This window comes from Thalassospira sp. ABD4_177 (genome assembly GCF_056160125.1).
This window is the reverse complement of the sequence record NZ_JBSWWO010000001.1, coordinates 1,719,838-1,745,624: the sequence shown is the minus strand read 5'-3', so window position 1 is coordinate 1,745,624 and position 25,787 is coordinate 1,719,838. Positions and strand designations below refer to the sequence as shown.

Annotated in this window: 22 protein-coding genes; 7 read left to right on the top strand and 15 right to left on the bottom strand. The window is 55.5% G+C overall.

What is annotated here, in order from left to right:
- Positions 1 to 52 precede the first annotated feature (52 nt).
- From ACXAF0_RS07990 to aptA, 6 genes are all read right to left on the bottom strand, one after another.
- Entirely contained in the window at positions 53 to 1,033 is a 981-nt protein-coding gene (locus tag ACXAF0_RS07990; RefSeq protein ID WP_475345361.1) for an ABC transporter substrate-binding protein, read from the bottom strand.
- A 61-nt stretch (positions 1,034 to 1,094) separates the two neighbouring features.
- Positions 1,095 to 2,252, bottom strand: coding sequence for an ABC transporter permease (locus ACXAF0_RS07985; protein ID WP_475345360.1), 1,158 nt, complete (start codon positions 2,250 to 2,252; stop codon positions 1,095 to 1,097).
- Positions 2,249 to 3,178 (bottom strand): ABC transporter permease, encoded by a 930-nt coding sequence (locus ACXAF0_RS07980; RefSeq protein ID WP_475345359.1) that lies wholly within the window; start codon positions 3,176 to 3,178, stop codon positions 2,249 to 2,251. Before ACXAF0_RS07980 ends, ACXAF0_RS07985 begins: the two co-directional genes overlap by 4 nt.
- Entirely contained in the window at positions 3,168 to 3,959 is a 792-nt protein-coding gene (locus ACXAF0_RS07975; protein ID WP_475346232.1) for an ABC transporter ATP-binding protein, read from the bottom strand. Before ACXAF0_RS07975 ends, ACXAF0_RS07980 begins: the two co-directional genes overlap by 11 nt.
- 256 nt (positions 3,960 to 4,215) lie before the next feature.
- Complete coding sequence (locus tag ACXAF0_RS07970; RefSeq protein ID WP_475345358.1) at positions 4,216 to 5,052, bottom strand: nitrilase-related carbon-nitrogen hydrolase; 837 nt, start codon at positions 5,050 to 5,052, stop codon at positions 4,216 to 4,218.
- Between the two features lie 276 nt (positions 5,053 to 5,328).
- Positions 5,329 to 6,660 carry an omega-aminotransferase AptA gene (gene aptA, locus ACXAF0_RS07965; RefSeq protein ID WP_475345357.1) on the bottom strand — a complete coding sequence of 444 codons (1,332 nt, stop codon included), beginning with the start codon at positions 6,658 to 6,660 and terminating at the stop codon, positions 5,329 to 5,331.
- A gap of 755 nt (positions 6,661 to 7,415) precedes the next feature.
- On the opposite strand from aptA, the gene ACXAF0_RS07960 reads away from it, so the two are divergent.
- The 3 genes from ACXAF0_RS07960 to ACXAF0_RS07950 all read left to right on the top strand — a co-directional run bounded on the left by ACXAF0_RS07960 (position 7,416) and on the right by ACXAF0_RS07950 (position 9,994).
- Entirely contained in the window at positions 7,416 to 8,054 is a 639-nt protein-coding gene (locus tag ACXAF0_RS07960; protein WP_475345356.1) for a TetR family transcriptional regulator C-terminal domain-containing protein, read from the top strand.
- A 186-nt stretch (positions 8,055 to 8,240) separates the two neighbouring features.
- Positions 8,241 to 9,017 carry a substrate-binding periplasmic protein gene (locus ACXAF0_RS07955; protein WP_475345355.1) on the top strand — a complete coding sequence of 259 codons (777 nt, stop codon included), beginning with the start codon at positions 8,241 to 8,243 and terminating at the stop codon, positions 9,015 to 9,017.
- Positions 9,018 to 9,178: 161 nt separating this feature from the next.
- Positions 9,179 to 9,994, top strand: coding sequence for a substrate-binding periplasmic protein (locus ACXAF0_RS07950; protein WP_475345354.1), 816 nt, complete (start codon positions 9,179 to 9,181; stop codon positions 9,992 to 9,994).
- Positions 9,995 to 10,103: 109 nt separating this feature from the next.
- On the opposite strand, the gene ACXAF0_RS07945 is transcribed toward ACXAF0_RS07950, so the two are convergent.
- From ACXAF0_RS07945 to ACXAF0_RS07935, 3 genes are read right to left on the bottom strand one after another with little or no spacing between them, the layout of a single operon-like run.
- The gene (locus ACXAF0_RS07945) at positions 10,104 to 11,375 is read right to left on the bottom strand and encodes an allantoate amidohydrolase (RefSeq protein ID WP_475345353.1); all 1,272 of its coding nucleotides are present in this window, start codon (positions 11,373 to 11,375) and stop codon (positions 10,104 to 10,106) included.
- 34 nt (positions 11,376 to 11,409) lie between these two features.
- Complete coding sequence (gene preA / locus ACXAF0_RS07940) at positions 11,410 to 12,687, bottom strand: NAD-dependent dihydropyrimidine dehydrogenase subunit PreA (RefSeq protein WP_475345352.1); 1,278 nt, start codon at positions 12,685 to 12,687, stop codon at positions 11,410 to 11,412.
- Between the two features lie 26 nt (positions 12,688 to 12,713).
- The gene (locus ACXAF0_RS07935) at positions 12,714 to 14,072 is read right to left on the bottom strand and encodes an NAD(P)-dependent oxidoreductase (RefSeq protein WP_475345351.1); all 1,359 of its coding nucleotides are present in this window, start codon (positions 14,070 to 14,072) and stop codon (positions 12,714 to 12,716) included.
- A 791-nt stretch (positions 14,073 to 14,863) separates the two neighbouring features.
- Between ACXAF0_RS07935 and ACXAF0_RS07930 the strand changes: the two genes are divergently transcribed.
- Positions 14,864 to 15,289 (top strand): acyl-CoA thioesterase, encoded by a 426-nt coding sequence (locus ACXAF0_RS07930; RefSeq protein WP_475345350.1) that lies wholly within the window; start codon positions 14,864 to 14,866, stop codon positions 15,287 to 15,289.
- Here the strand turns inward: ACXAF0_RS07930 and ACXAF0_RS07925 are convergent.
- The 6 genes from ACXAF0_RS07925 to ACXAF0_RS07900 all read right to left on the bottom strand — a co-directional run bounded on the left by ACXAF0_RS07925 (position 15,280) and on the right by ACXAF0_RS07900 (position 22,824).
- On the bottom strand, positions 15,280 to 16,344 hold the full coding sequence (locus ACXAF0_RS07925; protein WP_475345349.1) for an osmoprotectant NAGGN system M42 family peptidase: 1,065 nt from the start codon (positions 16,342 to 16,344) through the stop codon (positions 15,280 to 15,282). The two genes, ACXAF0_RS07930 and ACXAF0_RS07925, sit on opposite strands and share 10 nt — an antisense overlap.
- Before the next feature lie 33 nt (positions 16,345 to 16,377).
- Positions 16,378 to 17,247: a FadR/GntR family transcriptional regulator gene (locus ACXAF0_RS07920; protein ID WP_475345348.1), complete on the bottom strand. Its 870-nt coding sequence runs from the start codon at positions 17,245 to 17,247 to the stop codon at positions 16,378 to 16,380.
- Between the two features lie 37 nt (positions 17,248 to 17,284).
- Entirely contained in the window at positions 17,285 to 18,292 is a 1,008-nt protein-coding gene (locus ACXAF0_RS07915; RefSeq protein WP_475345347.1) for an ABC transporter ATP-binding protein, read from the bottom strand.
- Positions 18,285 to 20,222, bottom strand: coding sequence for a dipeptide/oligopeptide/nickel ABC transporter permease/ATP-binding protein (locus ACXAF0_RS07910; protein WP_475345346.1), 1,938 nt, complete (start codon positions 20,220 to 20,222; stop codon positions 18,285 to 18,287). Before ACXAF0_RS07910 ends, ACXAF0_RS07915 begins: the two co-directional genes overlap by 8 nt.
- Positions 20,219 to 21,166 (bottom strand): ABC transporter permease, encoded by a 948-nt coding sequence (locus ACXAF0_RS07905; protein ID WP_475345345.1) that lies wholly within the window; start codon positions 21,164 to 21,166, stop codon positions 20,219 to 20,221. Before ACXAF0_RS07905 ends, ACXAF0_RS07910 begins: the two co-directional genes overlap by 4 nt.
- 89 nt (positions 21,167 to 21,255) lie before the next feature.
- Positions 21,256 to 22,824 carry an ABC transporter substrate-binding protein gene (locus ACXAF0_RS07900; RefSeq protein WP_475345344.1) on the bottom strand — a complete coding sequence of 523 codons (1,569 nt, stop codon included), beginning with the start codon at positions 22,822 to 22,824 and terminating at the stop codon, positions 21,256 to 21,258.
- Positions 22,825 to 23,067: 243 nt separating this feature from the next.
- On the opposite strand from ACXAF0_RS07900, the gene ACXAF0_RS07895 reads away from it, so the two are divergent.
- From ACXAF0_RS07895 to ACXAF0_RS07885, 3 genes are all read left to right on the top strand, one after another.
- Complete coding sequence (locus ACXAF0_RS07895) at positions 23,068 to 23,733, top strand: DUF1028 domain-containing protein (RefSeq protein WP_475345343.1); 666 nt, start codon at positions 23,068 to 23,070, stop codon at positions 23,731 to 23,733.
- 20 nt (positions 23,734 to 23,753) lie between these two features.
- Positions 23,754 to 25,001 carry an allantoate amidohydrolase gene (locus ACXAF0_RS07890; RefSeq protein ID WP_475345342.1) on the top strand — a complete coding sequence of 416 codons (1,248 nt, stop codon included), beginning with the start codon at positions 23,754 to 23,756 and terminating at the stop codon, positions 24,999 to 25,001.
- 349 nt (positions 25,002 to 25,350) lie between these two features.
- Positions 25,351 to 25,785, top strand: coding sequence for a universal stress protein (locus tag ACXAF0_RS07885; RefSeq protein ID WP_475345341.1), 435 nt, complete (start codon positions 25,351 to 25,353; stop codon positions 25,783 to 25,785).
- The last annotated feature ends 2 nt before the right edge of the window (positions 25,786 to 25,787 follow it).

Here is a 25,787-nt window from a genome sequence, read left to right as displayed (position 1 = left end):
TCCGGCGAGGCCAAAACCCCGCCGGACGGGCAAAGATCACAAGATGAGAGGATTACATCTTGTCGGTCACAGCATGGGTCCAGGCACCTTCCGGCTCCTTGGTGATCACCGGATCGGAACCACCCGAAAGCAGGCTGTCAACGGTACGCTGATAAGCTGCTTCGTCGAGAACCGCGGAATCACCCAGCAGTTTGGCGATTTCGGTCATCATGCGGACCTGGTGTTTTTCGGTCTGGGCACCGGTCATGTCGTTATCAAGAACGATCATCGCAGCGTCTTCCGGGTTTTCTTTCGCCCAGTTCCAGCCCTTCATGCTGGCATCGACAAAGCGTGCCATCTTGTCGACGAATGCCGGATCCGACAGGTTGTCTTCAAGAACATAAAGACCGTCTTCAAGGGTTGCGACGCCCTGGTCTTCGTATTTGAAGACTTTGAGGTCTTCGGCCGGGATACCGGCATCAATTACCTGCCAGTATTCGTTATAGGTCATGGTCGACACACAATCGGCCTGCTTCTGGATCAGCGGATCAACGTTGAAGCCCTGCTTAAGGACGGTCACGCCATCATCGCCGCCTTCGGTCGGAATGCCGAGTTTCGACATCCAGCTCAGGAACGGATATTCGTTACCGAAGAACCAGACACCAAGGGTACGACCCGGGAAGTCGTCCGGGCTTTCAATGCCGGTTTCCTTCAGGCAGGTCAGCATCATGCCCGATTTGGCGAACGGCTGTGCGATGTTGACCAGCGGCACACCCTTTTCGCGCGATGCCAATGCGGACGGCATCCAGTCAATGATCACATCGGCACCACCACCAGCAATCACCTGCGGCGGGGCAACGTCCGGACCACCCGGATTAATCGTCACATCAAGATCGGCTTCTTCGTAGAAACCTTTGTCGAGTGCGACATAGTAGCCTGCAAACTGGGCCTGCGTGACCCACTTAAGCTGCAGGGTTACCTCGTCTGCTGCCATCGCGGAAAACGATGCCAACCCGAAACTCAACCCCATAGCAGTCGAAATAAACTTATTCATTCGTCGATGTCTCCTCAGGTTGTAGTCAAGTCCTCCCGGCGGGTCGTCTTGTTTTATGCCTTTAATGGCGACGTACCCGGAATGACGGATGCCATGACGTTGCTTTTCTCTCAATATAAGCCACGGCTCCGTAGAAGGCGGTCCCCGCAAGGGCCGCCAATGCGATTTCCGCCCAGACCATGTCGATATTCATCCGCCCCACCTCGGTCGAGATGCGGAAGCCCATACCAACAATCGGGGTGCCGAAAAATTCGGCGACGATTGCGCCAATCAGCGCAAGCGTGGAATTGATTTTAAGTGCGTTGAAAACAAACGGCATGGCTGCCGGCAAACGCAGACGAAACAGCGTTGACCAATAGCCCGACGCGTATGTCGCCATCAGATCCTTTTCAAGGTTTCCGGCCGCATTCAGCCCGGTGACGGTATTCACCAGCATCGGGAAGAAGGTCATGATCACGATCACGGCTGCCTTTGACTGCCAGTCAAAACCAAACCACATCACCATGATCGGTGCGACACCAATGATCGGCAGGGCCGAAACCATGTTGCCCAGCGGCAAAAGACCGCGTTTTAGGAACGGCACACGGTCCACCGCAATCGCAACGATAAAGGCCGATCCACAACCCATGACATAGCCACTCAGCACCGCCTTCACGAAGGTCTGGTGGAAGTCGGATGCCAGAATGTCGGTGGAATTCACAAAGCGTTCGCCGATCATGCTGGGCGGCGGCAGAAGAACCTGCGGCACGCCAAAGCCCGAAACGACGACTTCCCAGACAAACAGAAGCCATACGCCAAAGGCCACTGGCACAATCACGTTGGCAAGATGCTGCTTGCTGCGATCTAGGCTGTGGAAATTGGCAATCACATCAATCCCGCGCCAGACAAACGCCCAAAGCGACAGGATGAACAACCAGAAACCAAGCCCGGCATACCCGGCGACACCGTGATCATAGAGAACACTCACCGCCTGCCAGCAGCCAAACACGGCAACCGCCAGAATGACGACGCCAGCTTTGACCGAACGCACACCAAGCCAGGTAAAGGCCGCACCGGCAATCACGCAAAGCGCCATGGCAATGGCAAGACCCGGAATATCGCCAACAAAGGCAACCTGTTTGCCGGTATCACCATCAATGCCCGAAAGCGGAAAGATCAGGGCCAGCAAAGCCGCGATCGCCGCAACAAGACAGAATTTATCAAGTTTCATCTTGGTCATTGCTTTACCCCCATGCGCGCAAGGACCTTGCGTTCACACCAGCCAACGATCACCACAAGGATGGCCGCCACAAAAGCCGCTGTCAGAAGGGCCGACCAGATTTGAATGGTCTGTCCATAGTAGGAGCCGGCAAGCAAACGCGCACCAAGACCGGCCTGCGCCCCGGTCGGCAATTCACCAACGATGGCACCGACCAGACTGATCGCAATCGCGACTTTCAGGCTGGCAAACAGGTACGGCATGGCGGACGGCAACCGAAGCTGCCAGAAGGTCTGCCATTTCGAGGCATTATAGGTCCGCATCAGGTCAAGCTGGATGACTTGCGGCGACCGCAGGCCTTTGACCATGCTGATCGTGACCGGGAAGAAGCACAGATAAGTCGAAATAACCGCCTTTGGCACCAGTCCCTTGATCCCGATGGCACCCAGAACAACGATGATCATCGGCGCAATCGCAAGGATCGGAATGGTTTGCGATGAAATCACCCATGGCATCAGGCTTTTTTCAAGCGTCATGACATGAACAATCCCCACCGCCAGCAACACGCCCAGCAAGGTACCAATCCCAAAGCCCAGAAGGGTCGAGGAAAGCGTCACCCAGCTGTGATAAACCAGCGAGCGTTTCGACGTGATCTTGATGGCAAAGATGGTTTTATACATCTCGACCGCGACCTGATGCGGGGCCGGCAGGATCGGACGATCCTGTGCCAGTGTATCTTCGATCAACTGGCCGGTGGTCCAGGCCTGATCAGCACGGTCATAACGGTCAATCTGGGTCGGTGCGTTCATGAAAACGGCCCCGACATACCACAAAACAAGAAGCGCGATCAGAACAACGCAGACCGGTCCGGTTTGGCCCGACATCATGCGCGTCCAGATCGATGGTCCGGCAAGCGTGCCGGTCATGGAAGCAGCATTACTCGTCATTGCTGTGCCCCGCACGCAGCCCTTCACGTACCCGATGCGCAATCTCGAGGAATTCCGGCGTTTCGCGGATATCGAGTGTGCGGTCTTTCGGGAAATCGGTTTCGATCACATCAATGATCCGTCCCGGACGCGGTGACATGACGACAATCTTGGTCGACAGATAGACCGCCTCGGGGATGGAGTGGGTGACAAACGCCACCGTCTTGTTGGTCCGCGCCCACAGCTTCAGAAGCTGTTCATTCAAGTGATCACGCACGATTTCATCAAGGGCGCCGAACGGCTCATCCATCAATAGAAGATCGGCGTCAAAGGACAGGGCACGCGCAATCGATGCGCGTTGCTGCATGCCACCAGACAGCTGCCATGGGAATTTCTTTTCAAAGCCATTGAGCTCGACCAGTTTCAGGGCCTCCTGGGCGCGCTTGACGCGTTCTTCCTTGGAGATTTCCATGATTTCGAGCGGCAAGGTCACGTTGCGTTCGATCGAGCGCCACGGAAGCAGGGCCGGTGCCTGAAACACATAGCCATAAGCACGTTGTTCGCGGGCTTCGTGCGGCGAAACACCATTGATCGAAATGTCACCGCCGGTGGCTTGCTCCAGATCGGCAATCACGCGCAAAAGCGTGGTTTTGCCGCAACCTGACGGACCGATAAAGGAAACGAAATCGCCTTCTTCGATGGTCAAATCGACATCGGAAAGGGCGTACACAGGACCATCTGCCGTCTGAAAGGTCAGCGACAGTTTTTTGATATCAACAACAGCTTTTTTTGATGCGGGCATCTCAGCAACATTATTGACGACTTGTTTTAGCGTCATGGGGTTTCCCCTGATCGTATGTCTCTCTTCCGGACCAGAGATTTCTGGCCCGACTTATTGGAAGCCTCCCTCAGGGACGTTGCCCTGAACCCTGTCGACATTTGATCAAACGCATAAAGCCCTTGCCCGGTCATTGCCGGGAATGGGGAATGATACCCCAGCTGTCGATCAAGGCAAAACGGCGAGCAGCAGTACAAGACCGCTCGCGGGTATCATGAAATCAGTTTCCGTCGGTCAGACGGGTATAGGTCGACGGGCGACGGTCGCGGAAGAACTGCCAATTGTCGCGAATTTCGCGCACCATCGACATATCCATGTCATGGACCAGCAATTCGTCCTGATCGCGTGACGCCTGGGATTCAATCTCGCCGCGCGGATTGACGAAATAGCTCTGACCGTAAAACTCGCCAATGTTCCAGGGCGCCTCGGTGCCAACGCGGTTGATCGCGCCGATGAAGCAGCCATTAGCAACAGCCGATGCCGGCTGTTCGAGTTTCCAGATATATTCCGACACCCCGGCAACGGTCGCCGACGGGTTGACGATATATTCTGCCCCGTTAAGTGCGAGCGCACGCCAGCCTTCCGGGAAGTGGCGGTCATAGCAGATGTAAACGCCAAGCTTGCAATACTGGGTATCAAAGACCGGCCAATCCGATGCGCCCGGCTTGAAGAAGAATTTCTCCCAGAAACCGGCGACATGGGGGATGTGGGTTTTGCGGTATTTCCCAAGATAGGTACCGTCGGCATCAATCACGGCAGCGGTATTGTAATAAACACCGGTGATGTCTTCCTCATAGATCGGAACAACGATCACCATTTTGTATTTTGCTGCCAATTCACACATCAGCTGCGTGGTCGGGCCATCGGGGATTTTTTCCGCGGCCGCATACCATTTCTTGTCCTGGCTCGGACAGAAATAAGGCTGGGTGAAAACTTCCTGAAAGCACAGGACCTGCACACCTTTTTTGGCTGCCTCTTCAATATAGGGCAGATGTGCGTCAATCATGGCCTTGCGGATTTCTTCTGGCGTCTGATCGGTTGACCCTTTCAGACTCATTTGAATCAGTCCGCCTCTCAGCATCGACATCCGAGATACCTCCTTGATCTGATATTTTTATGTCCTTGCCACTTTTGTGGTCTGATGGACTTATGTCTTCGCGCGCCCCAAGAACCCTGTTTTGTTTTATGCGGGTCCATTCCCAGACGGGACGCGATCAGAAAAATCGCGAAACAGATGTTTCCTCCGAGCGTTGCAGAACCGTTTGATTTTTATCAGCCCTGCACGCTGTTGCCCCCTGCCCGTTTGACCGGACAAGGGGCGCATGTCGTGATCTTAATCGATCTCTTTAAGCACTTCGCGCAAGGTGCCGAACAGCTGATCAATGTGTGATTTTTCAAGAATCAGCGGCGGCGACAGCGCAATAATGTCACCCGTGGTCCGGATCAGGATGCCTTTCTCGAACGCCTTGAGGAAGGCATTGAAGGCACGCTTGGTCGGGAAGCCTTCAATCGGCTCCAGCTCGATCGCACCGATCAGGCCCAAGTTACGGACATCCTTGACCAGCGGCAGGTCGATCAGGCTGTGCACTGCATCTTCCCAATACTGACCAAGATCCTTGCCCTTGGTATAAAGACCATCCTCTTCATAGGTCTCAAGCGTTGCCATGGCGGCCGCACAGGCAACCGGGTTGCCTGAATAGGTGTAACCATGGAACAGCTCGATCATGTTTTCCGCACCGGTCATGAAGGCATCATGGATGTCGTCGGTGGCAAACACAGCGCCCATCGGGATGGTGCCGTTGGTAAGGCCCTTGGCCGTCGTGACCAGATCCGGCTGAACACCAAAGTAATCAACAGCGAACGGCGCACCGAGGCGACCGAAACCGGTGATGACTTCATCAAAGATCAGAAGAATGCCATGCTTGGTGCAAATCTCGCGCAGGCGCTCCAGATAGCCCTTTGGCGGGATCAGAACACCCGTGGAGCCCGCAACCGGCTCAACAATTACAGCCGCAATCGTTGACGGATCATGCAGCGCGCAGATGCGTTCGAGATCCTCGGCCAGATATGCCCCGTGTTCGGGCATGCCGCGGGTGACACCGTTTTCTTCGGGCAGATAGGTGTGACGCATATGGTCAACGCCGCCCAGCATCTGGCCAAAGGTCTTGCGGTTGCCCGAAATACCCCCGACAGAAATGCCGCCAAAGTTCACACCGTGATAGCCGCGTTCGCGACCGATCAGACGGGTGCGCTGACCATCGCCGCGTGCACGGTGATAGGCCAGGGCGATTTTAAGCGCGGTCTCAACCGATTCAGAACCGGAGTTGGTATAGAACACATGGTTGAGATTGCCCGGCATTAGCTGCGCAAGGCGGCTTGCAAGTTCGAACGCCTTGGGATGGCCCATCTGGAACGCCGGTGCGTAATCCAGCTCATCCATCTGTGCCTTGACCGCTTCGACGATTTTCGGACGCTTGTGACCGGCGTTGCAGCACCAAAGGCCTGCGGTGCCGTCAAGAATGTCGCGGTTGTCGTCGGTTTTGTAATACATGCCGTCCGCCGAGACCAGCATACGCGGGGTCTGCTTGAACTGACGGTTGGCCGTAAACGGCATCCAGAACGCCGAAAGATCGTTCGGACGGCTGATTTTCGTGGTGGCTGTCATCAAAAGGTCTCCCGTACCTTTTTAAGTGCTTCTCTCGACCGGTTCGGTGGCGGGCACCGTCCACCGGCATCTGATTTTGTTCTTCCCGTTTCGCGAAAGGTATCTGGTCCACTGACCAAAATGTCGCACATTCGCCTTCCGGAAAGGCCCGTGATACGGGCACATCAAAGTCGTTAGCATGAGACATGCCCATGCACTAGCGCTTTAACACCACCGCGGAACTGTTTCGAATATTCGACCGTCAAACACCATTTCGGCGACCCTGATTTTTGTTTACGGCGTCTATTTTGTGTTTATCTTTCATCGGGACTGTTCGATATTTCGGACAAAACCGACTCTTGACCATGGCTAGGGTCCAAACTCATCCAAATGATCGATCCGGCAATTGATATGAGAGAAAAAGCAAGGAAAAGCCTGCAGATTGGGATAGTCCCCAATCAAAGGATTTGACGCAGAGGCTTTCTCTCATATCAGTTGTCCTTCGGATCACCCGGATTTGCACGGCCTACGTTGTCGCAAAATCTTGAAAGATGTGCATCTTCCTGCAATTTTGCTTCGCATATCCGCACAAATCCGGGAGACCGGAACGGTCATTTGGATAAGTTTGGACCCTCGGCCAGACGCGCATAAAAAAAGTTTCTTTTTGATATTAGAAGTAGAGGTTATTTTAACCTGACCAAACGGTCAAGATAAATGACACAAAACACAAAGCCCGATTGAGAACCACCAAAATCGGCGCGAAACGGGACCATAAAATGAGCACAAAACCCGCAGTAAACGGCGCACACAAGGCAGCCATCCGTCAGGAAAACGAAGAACAGATTCTGGCGGCTGCCGAACGGGTCTTTGCCGATTTCGGGTTCAAGGGCGCAACCACAGCGCGGATTGCTGAAACCGCCAACGTCCCGAAGGCCAATGTGCATTATTATTTCAGCACCAAAGAGGCACTTTATCGTCGCATCATGGAAGATGTCTGCGACCACTGGCTTGAAGCCGCCATGACGTTCGATAACAGTGCCGACCCCGCCCTTATCCTGCGCGGATATATCGAAGCCAAGATGGATCTGTCGCGCGTGCGCCCCTATGGGTCGCGCCTTTGGGCCCATGAAATCATTCGTGGTGCCAAATTCTCATCCGAATATATCTCGACCACGGTCAAAAACTGGCTCGATAGCCGCGTAGTGGCCATCCGGGGCTGGATCCGTGAGGGCAAGATGGATGACGTCGAACCCTACACCCTGATGTACATGATCTTCGCCACCACCCAGCACTATGCCGACTTTGGCCGTCAGATCGAAATTTTCAACAACGACAAACCACTCACCGACGCACAGTTCGCCGAAGCCAAGGAAAATGTCGTGCGCATCATCCTCAAGGGTGTTGGCCTCGCCTGATCGTCAAACACCACCGTTTTTTTTTCGGCCGGGAACGCTGTTTGTCATCGACGCAAGTTGAATAGATAAGCCCCCGTTCATATCTGCATAATCAGACATAACGCGGAAACGGACGGGGCGGGAAAAATGCGGCTAAAGCTGCCAAACGCCAAATTTATTAGAATATTTTCATTCTGTGCGATGGCCGTGCTAACAGCAGGCGCTGTATCGCCCCTCAAAGCCCAGCAACCCGGTGATCAAAGAACAACCTGTGACCGGATCACCATCGGCGGTCCGGCAAGCTGGCAACCGGTTTCCTATATCGCACCCGATGGTCGGCAAACCGGTCTGGGGATTGATATCATCCGCGAATACGCAAAGCGTCACGACATCAATGTCCAGGTTGATATCGAACTCCCCTGGGCCAGGGCCCTTGATTTGTTGCTTCAGGGCAAGATTGATGTCACCGCAGGTGCCTATTTCAATGACGAACGCAAACGGGTGTTTCAATATAGCGATCCGTTTTACACCGATGACATCATGGTCTTTCAGCATGCTGAGCGGCGGTTTGGCTATTCCGGGATCGATGATCTGAAGGGATATCAGGGCGCCCGCCCACACGGCGGCAGCCTTGGCAACAAGATCGACGCCTATTCCGAACAGCAGCTTGATATCGTTTATTCACCAATCAATGACCACATCTTCGATCTACTGCTTGCCGGGCATGTCGACTATGTGTTGCTTGCACGTTACGATGGGGTAGCAACGCTTCAAAAACTGGGCGCCCAGAACACGATCATCCCGGTGGAGCCGCCGGTTGATCGCAATCCCGTCCGCCTGATGTTTTCGCGCAACAGCCCGTGCGTTGAACATGTTGAACGGATCAATCTGCTGATTGCCGAACTTACGCAAAACGGCACCATCAAGGAACGCACCCAGTATCATCTGGATCAGACCGTGTTCGATCATGAGGCCGGGAGCTGATCCCACCCTTTTGCGCCTCTTTTTCGCAGTTTTTCGCCGAATACACACCACCTCTGTATAGTTGAACAATATAAAGAACTACCCAACTTTAGATATCACTTATAATAACGACGTTTCAGACGATCATGGTGTGCATCAGGCTCTCAATTTGTGCAGTCGGCATGTGTCTGCTTGCCGGGGTTCTTTGGAGCGGAATACCGCAGCTGGTATCCCCCGCCCTTGCCCAATACGCCTCGACCAAGCCAGCACAGACGGCCGCCGTCAAAACCACCTGCCGTACTCTTTCGGTTGGCGGTGCCAATGGGTGGGAGCCCATCACCTATATCAACGACGATGGTCAGCATACCGGTCTTGCCATCGACATTTTGCAAGATTACGCCAAGCGCAGTGACCTGAAGCTTGATCTCAATCTTGATATCCCGTGGCCACGCGCCATCCAGATGTTGCGCAACGGCGAACTTGACGTCATTGCCGGGGCCTATTTCACCCATGAACGCGACCAGATCCACTTTTACAGTGTGCCGTTCGCCAATGACGACATCATGGTGTTTCAGCATCGCGACAACCGGTTTGCGGTCACCGACCTGCATGATCTGATCGGCTATCGCGGGGCCCGCCCGCACGGTGGCAGCTATGGCGACTATATCGACAAGTTCGCCGAACAGCGGCTCGATATGATTTTCTCACCAACGGGCAACCGCATCTTTGACGTGTTGATGAACGGCCGGGTGGATTACGTCATGCTGGGCCGGTTTGACGGGCTGACCAATATCTATCGCGACAAACTCGGCGACGATATCAAGATCGTCGAACCGCCGGTCGACAGCAACGAAGTGCGTTTCATGTTTTCACGCAAAAGCCCGTGCATGGCGCATGTCAAACAGATCAATCTTCTGATCGAGGAACTGAGCGAAGACGGCACGATCGAATTCTGGACCCGCAATCATCTGACCGACATGTCCGAAGGCGAAAGCTGACCGCCCTTGCCCACCGATAAACAAAAAAAAGCAGGGCATATGATACGCCCTGCTTTTTGCGAAAGTAGTTTTCCGGTTCGGAAGGTCGCCCTGCGCGAAACAGCGATACCTATTCCGTCATCACGGTTTCATCGGCCTTGGTCAGAACCGCATTAAGCAGAACCTGCCCACCGGCATCCGACCATGGTTTGTGGATTTCCTCGATCTCGTTATGGGAAATACCATCGACACACGGGATGAAGATCATTGCCGTCGGGCAAACCTGGGCGAGATAGCAGGCGTCATGCCCCGCCCCCGACACGATTTCACGGGCCGAGAAACCACCAAGTTCAGCACCCTTGCGCACCGCATCGACGCAGGATTTATCGAACGGCACCGGTGCATAATAGAAGATCTGCTCAAGCTCGGTCTCAAGACCGATGTCAGAAGCGATTTTTTCAACCCCTTCCCGGAACGCCTTGTCCATATCGGCCAGAACCGCATCGTCGGGATGGCGGAAATCAACCGTAAAGAAGACTTCACCCGGGATGACGTTGCGCGAGTTCGGATGGATCTGCATCATGCCGACCGTCGCACAGGCCAGCGGGGATCGATCCAGACCGATCTTGTTGACAAGCTCGATCACGCGTGCTGCACCCAAAAGTGCATCCTTACGGGTTTTCATCGGGGTCGGGCCGGCATGGGCTTCGACACCGGTGAACTTGACTTCATACCAACGCTGGCCCTGGGCATCGGTGACAATACCGACATCCTTGCCTTCGTCTTCAAGGATCGGGCCCTGTTCGATATGGGCTTCGAAATAGGCCCCCATCGGGTGGGCATCAATGGTGGCTTCGTCCGGCCCCATATAGCCGATCCGTTCGAGTTCCTCGCCCATGGTTTTGCCATCGACATCGGCACGGGAATGACCGTATTCAAGATCAAATACCTTGGCAAAGACACCCGATGCCACCATTGCCGGGGCAAAGCGCGAGCCTTCCTCGTTCGTCCAGCAAACGACTTCCAGTGGCGCTTCGGTTTCGTATTTGGCTTCATTGAGCGTGCGGATGACCTCAAGCCCGGTCAGAACGCCATAAACGCCATCATACTTGCCGCCGGTCGGCTGGCTATCGAGGTGACTGCCCATCACGACCGGGGGCAGGTCCGGATTACGGCCTTCGCGACGGGCAAAGATGTTGCCCATCTTGTCGATACGGATCGAGCAGCCCTCGGCCTTGCACCATTCGATGAACAGATCACGGCTTTCACGGTCAAGATCGGTCAGGGCCAGACGGCAGACGCCGTCCTTGTCGGTTTTGCCGATCTTGGCCATTTCCATCAGGCTATCCCAAAGGCGATCACCATCAATAGACAGGTTACGTACACTGGGTTGAGCAGTCATTTAGTCAGTCCTTCTTGGTTGGTGGCGCTTTGGGTTATTCTGCGGCCATGCGCATCGGATTAAGCGGATGTTCCGGCCAGGTCATGGGCGGCTTGTCGGTTTTGACCGGTTCCATGGTGATGCAATCGGGAACCGGGCAGATGTGGTAGCACAGGTTACAACCCACACATTCCTCGTCAACGACCTCGAACAAACGGCCGCCTTCCGGCTTGTCGGTCATGGTGATCGCCTGGTGCGAAGTATCTTCACACGCAATGTGGCAACGACCGCACTCGATGCAGTTATCCGGGTTGATCACCGCCTTGGTGTCAAAGTTCATATTCAGCTCGTTCCAGTCGGAGACCTGCGGAACGGCTGCACGGGTGAACTGTTCGACGCTGGTGTACCCCTTGTCATCCATCCACTGGCTCATGCCATCAATCAGGTCATCAACCACGCGGAAGCCATAAATCATGGCAGCGGTACAGACCTGAACCGCGTTTGAACCCAGCGACATGAATTCCACCGCGTCTTTCCAGGTGGTGATGCCACCAATACCGGAAATCTCAAGATCGCGGGTTTCCGGCGTGCGGGCGATTTCCGCAACCATGTTGAGCGCAATCGGCTTGACCGCCGATCCGCAATAACCGCCATGGGTACCTTTGCCGTCAACAACCGGTTCCGGGACCATGTTGTCGATATCAACCGAGATGATCGAGTTAACAGTGTTAATCAGCGATACGGCATCCGCCCCGCCCTTAAGTGCTGCTTCGGCCGACCACAGGATGTTGGTGATGTTCGGGGTCAGTTTGGTAAAGACCGGAATATCGACCGCGTCCTTCACCCAACGGGTGACCTGTTCGACCATTTCGGGCACCTGACCAATGGCCGAGCCCATGCCACGTTCACACATGCCATGCGGGCAACCCAGGTTAAGCTCCAGACCATGCACACCGCTTTCGGCGATCTGCTGGGCCAGGTCCTTCCAGGCGCGTTCCTCGATCGGGGCCATCATCGACCCGATGATAACGTGATCGGGGTATTCGACCCGGCACTCGCGGATTTCCTGCAGGTTGGTCTGAAGCGGGCGGTCCGAGATCAGCTCGATATTGTTGATGCCCAGCAGACGACGGTTCTGGTCATGGTGGGCGCCATAGCGCGACGACACGTTAACCACGGGCGGATCAATACCCAACGTCTTCCAGACAACCCCGCCCCAGCCGGCTTCAAAGGCACGAACGACGTTGTATTTTTTATCCGTCGGCGGCGCGGATGCCAGCCAGAACGGGTTTAGCGAATCAATACCGGCGATTTTGCAGCTTAGATCAGCCATTTTTCTCTCTCCCTTTGGCTAGCGGTTCAGACGGATTTCAGGAATGCATCAATGGCGATGGCGGCCTGTTTGCCATCCTCGACCGACTGAACGGTCAGGTCTTCGCCACTCTTGATGCAGTCCCCACCGGCGAACACGCCCGGGGCGGTTGTCTGATAGGACTCATCGACCACGATCTTGCCGCCGGTGATCTCCATGCCGGCGAGGTCATCGGTTTTGATTTTTTGTCCGATGGCCTTCAAAATCTGGTCTGCACGCACGTCAAAGGTTTCGCCAGTACCGACAAGCTTGCCATTGGCATCAAGCACGGTCTTTTCGAACTCCATGCCAAACAGCTTGCCATTGGCCTTGATCGCAACCGGTTTCGCCCAATAGCGCACAACAACGCCGTTGGTTTTGGCAAGGTCCTGTTCGAACTCGGTCGCGGACATGTTTTCCGCACCCCGGCGATACACAAGGGTCACTTCCTCAGCCCCCAGGCGCTTGGCCTGCACAGCTGCATCAATGGCGGTGTTACCACCACCGATCACAATGACCTTGTCGCCAACCGGCATGTCGGATTTCGGTTCGGTCTGACGCAGTTTTTCGATGAAGGTGATGGCATCATCAACGCCCGGGAAATCTTCGCCCTTAAGGCCCAGATCATTGGTCGACCCAAGACCGACACCGACAAAGACGGCATCATATTTGGCTTTAAGGTCGGCAAGATTGATGTCCTTGCCAAGCGCCTTGTTATATTCGATTTCAATCCCGCCAATGCCCATCAGGAACTCGACTTCGCGCTGGGCGAAATCGTTGGTCATCTTATAGGCGGCCAGACCATATTCATTGAGCCCGCCCGGCTTCGGCTTGGATTCAAAGACGACAACGTCATGGCCCAGCATCGCGGCACGGTGCGCACATGAAAGGCCCGCCGGACCGGCACCGACAACGGCAATCGTCTTGCCGGTTTTGGGCGCCCGTTTGAACGGATGGGGCAGATCACGCTCCATCAGATGGTCAACCGCATAGCGCTGCAGGCTGCCGATCTCGACGGCGGTATCTTCGGCGACGTTACGAACGCAGGCCTCTTCACACAGCACTTCGGTCGGGCAAGCCCGGGCACAGGTGCCGCCCATGATGTTGGCTGACAAAATGGTCTTTGCCGCGCCATCCGGGTTGCCGGTGCTGATTTTGCGAATGAAGCTTGGAATATCGATTGATGTCGGGCATGCGGTGACGCATGGCGCATCATAGCAATACAGGCAGCGGTTGCTTTCCGCCATGGCCTGCAGCGTGGAATAGGCCGGGTGCAGGTCGGAAAAACCGTCATCTGCGTCATTGTGACCAGCACCGCCATGAACGGCGCCGGATTTTGAAGCTTGCTTGGCCTGCAAGGTGGTCATTTGTTTGTCTCCCTGCCAAAAAGGCGTCCTCTCCTGACGTCATCGAGAGACAAAACAAGAATGAAAATACAATCGACCGCGGGCCAGATGTGATCGCAGCTTGCGCGCGATCAGGATACAACTATGGCGTCACGTGGACGGGCGGGCCCGACCAACTCAAGATCTCTCGTACTGACATTCTTGGCGTATCCGTCCGGCTTGTGCCGAACTGTTTCCCTTGGGCTAGGCCCCATCAATATGACCGCAATGGTCTCTCAGATTTGTGCGGATACGCGGAGCAAAAACGCAGGAAGATATACATCTTTCAAGTTTTTGCGACAAAGTAGTCCGTGCCAATCTGAGTGATCCGAAGGACAATCGATATGAATGCGCGCTGCAGCGTCAAATCCATTGGCCGGGGCACCACCCCGCCCTGCTGAATTTTCCTAGAATCGCGTATTCATATCGATTGCCATTCCGATCATATTGATGGGTCCTAACCCTATTAATCTGCCGTGTTTTTATGGTTTCGGGGTTATCCCCGGTTGATGACACGTGCAGATGCCTCTCTCTGACAGAAACAGCATGTCCAATCCTGATCATTTGGTCAAGATTAAAAATCCGAATTCTTGGTTGAAGACCAAAACACCCCTGTTCGCCTTGGAAAACTGCGGTTTGGCATAAGCCAACAGCGATGGTTTTTCAGGGCATCGAACATCTCGCATGTCCCTGATTTGGCAATATTTTATGCTGGCTTTAATTGGACAAACTAAAGTAACGTTGTCGCATAAACCCATATCGGAACGCCTTTGATGACCCTTAAAAACGATGCAACCGACACCCTGCCCGACCGTCAACCGTCGGTTCGTGCCGTTGCCATGCCGTCTGACACCAACCCGACCGGGGACATTTTTGGCGGCTGGCTGATGTCACAGATGGACCTTGCAGCGGGCACTGCTGCCGCACGGCGTGCTAAGGGCAGAACGGCGACCGTCTTTGTCGACAGCATGTCGTTCCTGCGTCCGGTTCATGTGGGGGATGAGGTATCGTTCTTTACCGACATCATTCATGTCGGGCGCACATCGCTTCGCATCAATGTGCAAGCCTGGCGCCAGACCCGGTTTGAAGAAACATCCGATAAAGTGACCGAGGGCGTGTTTACCTTCGTAGCCCTAGATGAAGACGGCCGTCCGCGCCCGCTTGATCCCACGCCGGAAGAAAGCGCATCTCAGGCCTGATCGACCATCGGGCTTTTAAGGTAGGCCACCAGCAATTCCGCGACGGAAACAAAGCTGAAGATATGGGCGCGTTCATGCCCGTGCGAGGCATCCAGCCCGAAACAGATCAAGGATGCCCGCGTGTCATATCCGGCCTCAAGGGCGGCGGCGACATCGCTGCGATAAAATTTGAAAACATCGCGCGAATGTTCAATTTCGCCGGCTTCGCAAAGATCAAGTAGATGACGATTAAGTTTGCGGTCAAACGGGCCTGACATGTCCTTCATCGCGATGGTCACGCCATATTCGCTGGTATTTTGGCCGGGCGCAAAGGTGCCGTTATCCACCGCCACCAGTTCGGCAATGTCATCATCCAAAATATGCGGCGCCCCAAGACCGACTTCCTCGGCAATGGTGAACAGAAACTTGCAGGTCACCGGCAGCTTTTCCTTGCCCGTGACCACCGCACGGATTGCCGCAAGCACTGCCGCCACACCGGCCTTGTCATCAAGGTGGCGCGACACGACAAAGCCGCTGTCGGTAAATTCGGCATTGGTATCAACCGCAACCATATCCCCGACATTAACGCCAAGCGCACGCACATCAGCGCCGTTTGACACCCGCGCATCCAGGCGCAATTCAAGCTGCTCCCAGGTTGCGGGCTGGGTATCAATTTCGGTGTTATAGGTATGACCCGACGCCTTGATGGTCAGGATGGTACCGCGGATGGTCTTGCCGTGATCGGTATAGACCGTCACACGCGCGCCTTCGGCAAAGCGCGATGACCAATGCCCGATCATGGAAACTTCAAGACGGCCATTATCCTTGATCTGTTTGACCATCGCCCCCAGCGTATCAAGATGTGCGGCAACGGCCCGGTGCGGTTTTTGCTGTTTACCCGGCACGGTCGCACGGATCGCCCCACGACGGGTCAGTTCAAACGCAACCCCCATATCGCGCAATTCCGCACAGACAAACTCAACCGCTTCCTCGGTCATGCCCGTCGGGCTGTCAATCGTCAGAAGCTTTGCCAGAACAGCGCTGAGATACTGCCGTTCGATATGGGTTTCAGACATGATCCCCGTCCTTGAATATTATCTGCTTTGACATCAGTGTTTGGTCGCAAGTCCCGAAAGTGCCCGCAGTTCGGCACTTGGCGACAGATCGCGCGGCACATCGATATTGCCTGACCGGAAGAAACGGTTTTCAACCACTGCTTCCTGTTCTTCCATCAAACGTTGGGCGGCACACATATGCTGATAGGTCACCGCACGCGCGGTTTCCCCATCCCCCTTGCGCAGCGCCTCAATCAGGCGGAACTGATAGTTGCGGCCGGTTTCGCGCAGTTCGGTGTTGGGCTGGTCATAGATCTTTTTGCACACCGTCAAATTCATCAGCAAATCGATCATGAAGCGGCAGATAAAGGACAACAGCGGATTGGGGCAAAGCTCCACCAGCATCAGATGGAATTCCAGTTCCTTGATGCGTTGCAGCCGGGCCTCCTCGATCGAGGTCGGATGGCTTGCATACCATGTCATGACCTCTTCAAGGCGCTCGAAATCATCCTCTTCCAGATGGCCGATACAGGCCGCGGCCATTTCCGGTTCCAGCAATATCCGGAGCTCGTAAATGTCGCGGATCGTCAGATCCTTGAAAAAGAAATAGTTGGCCAGAAGTTCGACAGCACGCCCCTCGGACACGGTATCGATGAACGCCCCGCCGCCCGGTCCGGTTCGGGTGGCAATAATCCCCTGGGTTTCCATGGATTTCAACGCTTCGCGCACCGTGCCCTTTGATGCGCCCAGAAGGGTGATCAGCTCGGCTTCCTGTGGCAGACGTTCGCCCGGGCGCAGGCCGGTTTGCGCGATGTAATCCTTTAGCGCGTCGGCAATGATATCGGAACGCTTGCGCTCGCGCTTGCGCGGGCGTGTGGTCAGTTCCAAGTCCTGTTTCGGCCCCTTGATCGGGTTCTTTGTCATTTGTGTTTCCCTGTCGCGCCAAAAGGCATTTCGGCGCCTATTCTATCCTGTTTGCCGACGTTGTCACCGGATTGAGCGGATGCAGACATGCCGCATCATGATTATCAAGCCCATATTGTGCATCCGGTACGGTGGCAACACAATCATCCTGGGCCCGTGGGCAGCGCGGTGCAAAGGCACATCCCGGTGGCGGCGCCAGCGGATCGGGCAATTCGGCGCTGGCATCTTCGACCGTCAGGCCGCGTTTGCCCGGGACCGGCGCACTATCAAGCAACAACCGGGTATAGGGATGCTGCGGCTTTTCAAAAAGCGCGCGTCCGGGCGCCTGTTCAACCACCCGGCCGAAATACATCACTGCCACCCGGTCACTGACCGCCTCGACCACCGAAAGATCATGACTGATAAATACATAGGTCAGACCAAATTGCGCCTTGAGCTCCGCCAGAAGGTTCAAAACCTGCGCCTGCACCGAAACATCAAGGGCCGAGACCGGCTCATCGAGCACAATGATTTCCGGTTCAGCGGCCAATGCCCGGGCAATGCCAATGCGCTGCGCCTGCCCGCCGGAAAATTCATGCGGATAACGATCAAGAAATTCCGGACGCAGATTGACCGCATCCATCAATTCCTTCATCCGCTGATCAAGCGCATCGCCCGAAAGCCCGCGTAAATGACGCAAAGGTGCTGCCAACGTTTCACGGATCAATTTGCGCGGATTAAGCGAGCTGATCGGATCCTGAAAGACATATTGAATACGCTTGGACAGGGCATTGCGATCCTCGGCCATCAGATCATTCATATCCGATCCGGTCAGCGTAATCGTGCCTTCCGTCGGGTGATCAAGCCCGACCAGCATGCGCGCCAGTGTCGACTTGCCACAGCCGGATTCCCCGACAATACCAAGCGTTTCGCCCTTGCGCACGGCCACATCAATACCGCGCACGGCATAGACCGTCGGCTTTTGCCCGCCAAACAATGTGCGACCGCCGCCAAAGGTGCGAACAAGGTCGCTTGTTTGCAAAACGACGTCAGACGTCTCAGACATTTGCCGCCTCCATCGGTTTGATACAGCGCACCCCATGCCCGTCGCCCAGATCATCAAAGCTGATCTCGCCAACCCGGCATTTATCCTCTGCCCGTTCACAGCGATCGGCAAAGGCACAGCCGGCAGGCAGGTTGTTGACTGCTGGCGGCAAGCCCGGAATGGCCGCAGTCCTGCGATCCGGTTCGCCCAGACGCGGCACGCAATCAATCAGCCGCTTGGTATAGGGATGGGCCGGATGGCGGAGCACTTGTTCGGTGGTGCCCATCTCAACAATCCGTCCGGCATACATCACCGCCACACGATCACAGATTTCCGACACCACACCAAAATCATGGGTGATGAACAGGACCGAGGTCCCGTGATCGGTGCGCAGATTGTTCATCAGTTTCAAAATCTGCGCCTGCACGGTGACATCAAGGGCCGTTGTCGGCTCATCGGCAATGATCAGGCGCGGCTCATTGGCAAGCGCCATGGCAATGCCGACACGCTGGCGCATACCGCCCGAAAGTTCATGCGGATAGTTTTCCGCCCGGCGTTCCGGATTGGGAATACGCACCATGCCCAGCAACTTCACCGCCTTGGCCCAGGCATCCTTGTAGCTGATGGCATTATGGGCGCGGATCGCCTCAACCAGCTGATCGCCAATCGAAAACAGCGGATGCAGCGTTGAAAGCGGATCCTGGAAGACATAGGCCGCCTTGCCGCCGCGAATGTCGCGGACCTGACGTTCGGACATGTCAAACACGTCCTTGCCATCAAACATCACCCGCCCGCCGGCAATCGTGCCAGGTGGCGATGCGACAAGCCCCAAAAGCGAAAGCGCGGTGACCGATTTGCCCGATCCGGACTCACCCACCAGCCCCACACATTCATTCTTCCCGACCGAGAAACTGACACCACCGACGGCCTTATAGGTATCGTCACCCAGGACAAATTCGGTGCGCAGCTCATCAACAGCCAGGACCGTGTCATCGGAAACCGCGGTACCCGTGCCTTCGTCGCTGCGATCAATTTTGGTCAGCGGTGCCGGACGGGCCAGCGCGCCGGATTTCAAACGCGGATCCAGCACATCGCGAATGCCGTCACCCAGCAAATTGATGCTCATCACCAGGATAAAGATCATCGCACCGGGAATGGCCGAAAGATGCTGTGCGGTTGTGATCAGTTTGCGCCCCTCGCCCAGCATGGAGCCAAGGTCGGCCTGCGGCGGCTGTGCGCCAAGCCCCAGGAAGCTAAGCCCCGCGGTTTCAAGGATCATCCAACCCACCGTGGTCGAAATCGTAATCACGATCACCGGCATCACATTGGGCAGGATTTCGGTCAGAAGGATCCGGATATGCCCCTTGCCCGACAGCTTGGCGGCATCAACGAATTCCCGGTGCGCGATGCCCACCGTGACACCGCGAATGTTTCGCGCAAAGAACGGGATATTGACGACCGCAATGGCATAAAGCGCATTCATGAGCCCCGGACCAAGGGCCGCGACAATCGCCAGGGCCAGCAGGATATATGGAAAGGCCATCAACATATCGATGCCGCGCATCATGATGTTGTCGGTCCGCCCACCGAAATAGCCCGACACGATCCCGATGGTCGACCCGAACAGGGCAGCAACCAAAGATGCCGAAATCCCGACTGCAAGACTGACCCGCGTGCCCCAAAGCAAACGCGACAGCAAATCACGGCCAAGGTGATCGGTGCCCAAAAGATGCCCATCGGATAGTGGCGGCAACAAACGTTGCGCCGGGTTGGTCACATCCGGATCGGGCAGCGGCAGGATCGGCGTGATCAGGACAATCACCACCACAAGGGCCAGGATCGCCGCCCCCATCAGGGCAAGCTGGTTGCGCGCCAGAAGCTTGAGGGCCGATGGCCGTGCGGAGCGCTTTTTGGTTTTGATGTCTGGTGCTGTTGCTGTGTTGCTGGTCATGCCTTCACCCTCGGATCAAGCAGATGCTGCAACACATCAGCAAACAGATTGAACAGCACATAACTGCCCGCGACCAGAACAACCCCACCCTGCACCAGCAGGATATCACGGGTTGAAATCGCATTGACCAGCATGCGGCCGATACCGGGCCACTGGAACACGGTTTCAATATAAACCGCGCCCCCCAGAACAAAGCCCGCCTGCACCCCGATCACCGGAATGACATTGACGAGGGCCGCCTTGAAAGCATGGCGATAAATCACCCGATTTTCATCAAGCCCCTTGGCCCGCGCGGTCCGAATGAAATCCTGACGCAGGACTTCAAGCATGTTGGATCGCGTCAGTCGGGCAATAATCCCGGTCGCCACGACCGCCAACGTTACCGAGGGCAAAATCAGATGGCGGATCAGATCGGGCAAATCCCCGCCGCCATAAATCGCATACATGCCGCTGACCGGAAGCCACCGCAATTCAACGGCAAAGAACATCATCAATAAAAGACCCAGCCAGAAACTGGGCACGGAAATGCCAATCAGAACCGCGAAGGTCAGGGCCTTGTCGGCCCAGCCATACTGACGCACGGCCGAAATAATACCGGTCAGAAGGCCAAAAATTGTACAGAGAACAAGCGACGTTCCCGCAAGGATCAGGGTCGCACCAAACCGTTCGAGAATTTCATCGAGGACCGGTCGGTTCAGGCTATAGGATCGCCCGAAATCGCCCTGAAGCATATTGGTCAGCCAGATCCAGTATTGTTCGACCATGGTTTTGTCCAGACCAAGATCGGCGCGCAATTTCGCGACATTGTCCGGCGTGGCATAGGATCCAAGGATCGCCAATGCCGGATCACCGGGGATCATCGACATAATCAGAAAAACGATCACGGTCAGGCCGAGTAACACCGGCACCATCAGGATCAATCGACGTAAAATATAGACGTGCATGGCAGGCTCGTCTGGCTATGTGCGGGAAACGGGAATTAAAACAAGAATGCCGGGGCAGGCTGGCCATGCCCCGGCATTGATGTATCAGATCAGTTCTTTACGACGTCATCAAGCAGCAGGAAGAAGGACGGCTGCAATTTGAAGCCATCAACCAGCGTGCTTGAAACCGCGTTCTGTTTCCAGTTCGCGATAAAGGCCCACGGCGCATCGTCATAGACGATTTCCTGCATCTCGCGATACAGCTTGGCACGTTCGGCCTGATCGGTCGAAGAGCGGGCTGCTTCAAGAAGCTTGTCGACTTCCGGGTTGGAATAATACCCCGAATTGAAGCCACCCTTGTCCGGCCATGCATCGGTGCGCAGTGCCAGATACGGCAGGGTGTCCGGATCGTTGGTCATCCATGCCATTTCTGCCATGTCCGCCTTGCCTTCAAGACCCGGGTTCACCTTGCCAAGGAAGGTATTCCACTCATAGGTCTCGATGGCCACGGTCAGACCGATCTGGGCCAGGTCTGCCTGAATGGCAGCGCCCATCGGCACCGGATCAAGCATGCCCGAACCGCCTTCGGTGACATAGAAGGTCACCTCGGCACCTTCGGCACCGGCTTCCTTGATCAGCTGCTTGGCCTTTTCGATGTCATGCGGATAAGGCTGCAGTTGCTCGTTATAGGCCCATGCAAATGCCGGCGGGGTCGGCCCGGTTGCGATTTCGGCGGTCCCCTGAAGCACGTTTTCAACCAGTGCCTTTTTATCGATGGCATAGTTGATCGCCTGACGGACTTTCTTGTCCTTGAACGGACCTTCCTTCAAGTTCAGGATCAGGAACCAAAGGTGCGGGCCTGCCTGTTCATAGACACTGAAGTTATCATCACCCGAAAGCTGGGTCAGGCTGTCTGGCGGCACTTCGACCATCAGATCAATACCGCCTGCCATCAGCTCTGCCACACGGGTGTTGGCATCCGTGATCGGACGGAACACCACCGCTTCAAGCTTGGCGGGATCTTCCCAGTAATCGTCGTTGCGCACGACAACCACCTTGGCGTTACTTTCCCATTCGGCAAACTTGAACGGGCCGGTTCCCACTGGGTTACGACCATAATCCGCGCCACCTTCGCGCACTGCCGTCGGCGAAACGATCAGGCCGGTTGGATAGGCAAGGTTGGACAGGAACGGCGCATAGGACGCGTTCAGTTGGAATTTGACGGTCAGATCATCAACGACCTCGACCTCTTCCACCGCACTAAAGAAGAACGAAAGCGGGAAAGGACCGGTGTCATGTTCGGGATGATTTTCATCGAGCATACGGTCGAAATTGTATTTCACCGCCTCGGCATTGAACGGCGTTCCGTCATGGAAGGTCACACCATCGCGCAAGGAGAAGGTGTAAACCGTCCCGTCATCAGAGATCGTCCAGCTTTCGGCAAGGGCGGGCTCGACTTCGAGCGTGCCGTCCTTGTAACGCACCAGACCATCATAAACATTCATCAGAATGCGGAAATCGTTCACGGCGGTCACCGCCGCCGGATCAAGTGATTTGGGTTCGGCAATCTGACCGACCACCAGCACACCTGGTGGTGTCTGTGCTTCGGCCGGGCCGAAACCGATTGCGGAAACCGCAAGGGCTGCTGCTGCAAGCACCCCCTTAAACAGGCTTTTCATTCAAGCCTCCCATGTTGAAACCTTCCTGTTACCCCCGGTTCATACCGAACCGATCGACAACGCACCGCTTGTGAGGTGTTCTTTTTTTGATTGGACGTTTCCCGAGTTCCGAACCCGTTGTCGATGCATTCGGATGTCACGGTTGCAAAACATATTTATAATGATAAATTCGAATTGAGCAAATATTTATCATGATAAATGCAAGGCAGCACCTTCGACCAAGCTGTCCATCAGGCGGGAAACATGACCTACACAATCGTTGCCAGAGACCCGAAAACCAACGCGATCGGCATTGCGAGTGCGACGGGAAATCTGGCTGTGGGCGGATTTGTTCCACATATCAGACCCGGTGTCGGCGCCATCGCCACACAGGGATTCTCGACAAATTTCTGGTACGGGATCAACGGGCTTTCACTGCTTGAACAGGGCGAACGTGCGGAGTCGGTGCGTGAAAAACTGACCCGCGAGGACAATGGACGCGACTGGCGACAGCTGATCATTCTTGATCACAACGGTGAAACCGCCGTCTGGACCGGCGAGAAAAACCGATCAGAAACCGCCCAGATTACCGAACGCGATCTGGCGATTGCCGGCAATATGTTGGCCCATCCCAACGTGCCCGATGTCATGCGCGAACGGTTCGAAACCATGCGTGATGGCGAGGAGCCGTTTGAAAAATGCATCCTCGAAGCCCTGATTGCCGGGTTTGATGCCGGTGGGGATGTGCGCGGCACGACATCGGCCATGATCAAGGTCATGTCACCAGACCGCCTGCCGCTTGATCTGCGCGTTGATGATCATTCCGATCCGCTGCGCGAACTGATGCGCTTGTATGGTAAAACCCAGAACCCGGAATATCGCCGCTTCTTTGATCGCCTGCCGACACCCGACAATCCCCACCAATACTAGGAAACAGGGCCCCAACCGCCATGCTTGGCCAACTGATTTATGACCGCCTTGAAGACGCCGCCACCCACAGCCAGCCGGGCCCGGGCGTTACCCGCCTGTTTTTGAGTGACGAGCACCGCGCGGTCACCCCAATGATCCAGGACTGGATGACCAAGGCCGGTTTGATCAGTGAAATCGATGCCGCGGGCAACATTGTCGGACGCGACCAAAAGGCACTTGATGGCGCCCCCACCCTGATCATGGGATCACATCAGGACACGGTCGTTTCTGGCGGGAAGTATGATGGCATGCTGGGCGTGGCCCTGCCGATTGCGGTGATTGAGCATCTCAATAAATCAGGTGTCGATCTGCCATTCGGGATTGAAGTCGTCGCCTTTGGCGACGAGGAAGGCACGCGCTTTCAATCAACCCTTGTCGGGTCGCGCGCCCTTGCCGGCAAGCATGACCCGAAATCGCTTGAAGCCAACGATGACAAGGGCATTTCGGTTGCCGACGCCTTGCGTGACTTTGGCTGTACGCCCGAAGACATCCCTGCCCTCAAACACGACAAGGCCAATGTGCTGGGCTTTATCGAAACCCATATCGAACAGGGTCCGGTTCTTGAAAAACGGGGCCTGCCGGTCGGCGTTGTCACGGCATTGACCGGCATTGAACGCCACCGCATCCGCATTCAGGGCAAGGCAAGCCATGCTGGCACCACGCCCATGAATGACCGGCATGATGCGCTGGTCGCGGCCGCCGATGTCATCCATCAGGTCGAAGGCGTCTGTTCGATGACCGACGGTATGGTTGGTGTTGTTGGCAAAATTGAAGTCAGCCCGAATGCGGTCAATGTCATCCCCGATCATGTGGACCTGACCATTGAGCTGCGCGCACCTGAACGCATTGTCCGGGTCAATGGCCGCGGGCAGATCCTGTCTGCCCTGCCCAATATCGGGACCAACCGGCGCGTAGAAATATCAGCCGACCTGACCTACGAGGCCGAAGGTGTGCCCTGTGCCAACTGGATCATGGATGGGCTGGGTCAGGCGATTGGCGAACAGGGGATTGAACCTTATCGCCTGTTTAGCGGAGCGGGCCATGACGGGCTTGCCATGCATGACCTGTGTGATATCGGCATGCTGTTTGTACGCTGTCGCGACGGGCTTAGTCACCATCCCGATGAGGCCGTCACGCCTGAGGACATTGATGTTGCCGCCAAGGTTCTGATCGACTTTTTACAAATGGTCGGGCCAATTAAGGGGCTTTTGGGCAAATCTTCGCGCTGACGGCGCCGGTTATACGCACTTTTTTTAAGCGTTCTTGCAAAATATTCCCACGCGCGCCGATCCTTTCGGCGCGTTTTATTTTGTTTTACCCCTGAAAAACGCATCCAAACCAGAAACCAACATCGCGCCTGATCAACTTTTTGGCGAATTTATTTCAGTTTTATGTATCATTCCTCCATGTCGTTTCACGTGACGTCGGTGAAATGCAATTCGGGGGAACCGTCGTGTGCTGGCGTCATTGGCCGGGGTTGCGACCCTGGGGCGGCATGGTACAGGCCGACACCTGTATTTTGAGAAGTGGGAGTATCTCAGTTCGACATTTCAGTCTCTGATCAGGAGAAGAAAGCACATGACCGATCAGCCAATTATTGTGGGCTATGACGGAACTGATGCCGCACAGCGCGCCGTGGAATTCGCGGGCAAACGTGCAACGGCCGAGGGCTGCGCCCTCCATCTGGTTTACGTCCTTGAATGGTCCCCATACAGCTTCCTGTCGACACAGGAACTTGAAGAACGCCATCAACGGCGAACAGAAGAATTGTCGCGGGCAGAGGAAACGCTCAAGCCCGCCTTGGAGGCACTTAACAAGCTTAAAATACCGGTAACTTCGGAAGTCCGTTACGGCCATTCCGGCGAACTGATCTGCAAAATCGCCGAAGACAAGGGCGCATGCCAGATCATTGTCGGCCGGAAAGGTGGATCGGCGCTGGGCGCGCGGCTGCTGGGCAGTTTGCCGCTTACTCTGGTTCAGGCATCGCCTGTTCCGGTCACTGTCGTTCCCTGAGG

Bases quoted from the DNA above. Each gene is read 5' to 3' on its own strand.
- ACXAF0_RS07950 (WP_475345354.1), top strand. From the start codon at position 9,179: ATGTGTCTGCTTGCCGGGGTTCTTTGGAGCGGAATACCGCAGCTGGTA.
- ACXAF0_RS07930 (WP_475345350.1), top strand. From the start codon at position 14,864: ATGACCCTTAAAAACGATGCAACCGACACCCTGCCCGACCGTCAACCG.
- ACXAF0_RS07975 (WP_475346232.1), bottom strand. From the start codon at position 3,959: ATGCCCGCATCAAAAAAAGCTGTTGTTGATATCAAAAAACTGTCGCTG.
- ACXAF0_RS07985 (WP_475345360.1), bottom strand. From the start codon at position 2,252: ATGACCAAGATGAAACTTGATAAATTCTGTCTTGTTGCGGCGATCGCG.
- ACXAF0_RS07925 (WP_475345349.1), bottom strand. From the start codon at position 16,344: ATGTCTGAAACCCATATCGAACGGCAGTATCTCAGCGCTGTTCTGGCA.
- ACXAF0_RS07945 (WP_475345353.1), bottom strand. From the start codon at position 11,375: ATGACTGCTCAACCCAGTGTACGTAACCTGTCTATTGATGGTGATCGC.
- ACXAF0_RS07960 (WP_475345356.1), top strand. From the start codon at position 7,416: ATGAGCACAAAACCCGCAGTAAACGGCGCACACAAGGCAGCCATCCGT.
- ACXAF0_RS07980 (WP_475345359.1), bottom strand. From the start codon at position 3,178: ATGACGAGTAATGCTGCTTCCATGACCGGCACGCTTGCCGGACCATCG.
- ACXAF0_RS07990 (WP_475345361.1), bottom strand. From the start codon at position 1,033: ATGAATAAGTTTATTTCGACTGCTATGGGGTTGAGTTTCGGGTTGGCA.
- ACXAF0_RS07910 (WP_475345346.1), bottom strand. From the start codon at position 20,222: ATGACCAGCAACACAGCAACAGCACCAGACATCAAAACCAAAAAGCGC.
- ACXAF0_RS07895 (WP_475345343.1), top strand. From the start codon at position 23,068: ATGACCTACACAATCGTTGCCAGAGACCCGAAAACCAACGCGATCGGC.
- ACXAF0_RS07890 (WP_475345342.1), top strand. From the start codon at position 23,754: ATGCTTGGCCAACTGATTTATGACCGCCTTGAAGACGCCGCCACCCAC.
- ACXAF0_RS07920 (WP_475345348.1), bottom strand. From the start codon at position 17,247: ATGACAAAGAACCCGATCAAGGGGCCGAAACAGGACTTGGAACTGACC.
- ACXAF0_RS07935 (WP_475345351.1), bottom strand. From the start codon at position 14,072: ATGACCACCTTGCAGGCCAAGCAAGCTTCAAAATCCGGCGCCGTTCAT.
- preA (WP_475345352.1), bottom strand. From the start codon at position 12,687: ATGGCTGATCTAAGCTGCAAAATCGCCGGTATTGATTCGCTAAACCCG.
- ACXAF0_RS07885 (WP_475345341.1), top strand. From the start codon at position 25,351: ATGACCGATCAGCCAATTATTGTGGGCTATGACGGAACTGATGCCGCA.
- ACXAF0_RS07900 (WP_475345344.1), bottom strand. From the start codon at position 22,824: ATGAAAAGCCTGTTTAAGGGGGTGCTTGCAGCAGCAGCCCTTGCGGTT.
- ACXAF0_RS07970 (WP_475345358.1), bottom strand. From the start codon at position 5,052: ATGAGTCTGAAAGGGTCAACCGATCAGACGCCAGAAGAAATCCGCAAG.
- ACXAF0_RS07915 (WP_475345347.1), bottom strand. From the start codon at position 18,292: ATGTCTGAGACGTCTGACGTCGTTTTGCAAACAAGCGACCTTGTTCGC.
- aptA (WP_475345357.1), bottom strand. From the start codon at position 6,660: ATGACAGCCACCACGAAAATCAGCCGTCCGAACGATCTTTCGGCGTTC.
- ACXAF0_RS07905 (WP_475345345.1), bottom strand. From the start codon at position 21,166: ATGCACGTCTATATTTTACGTCGATTGATCCTGATGGTGCCGGTGTTA.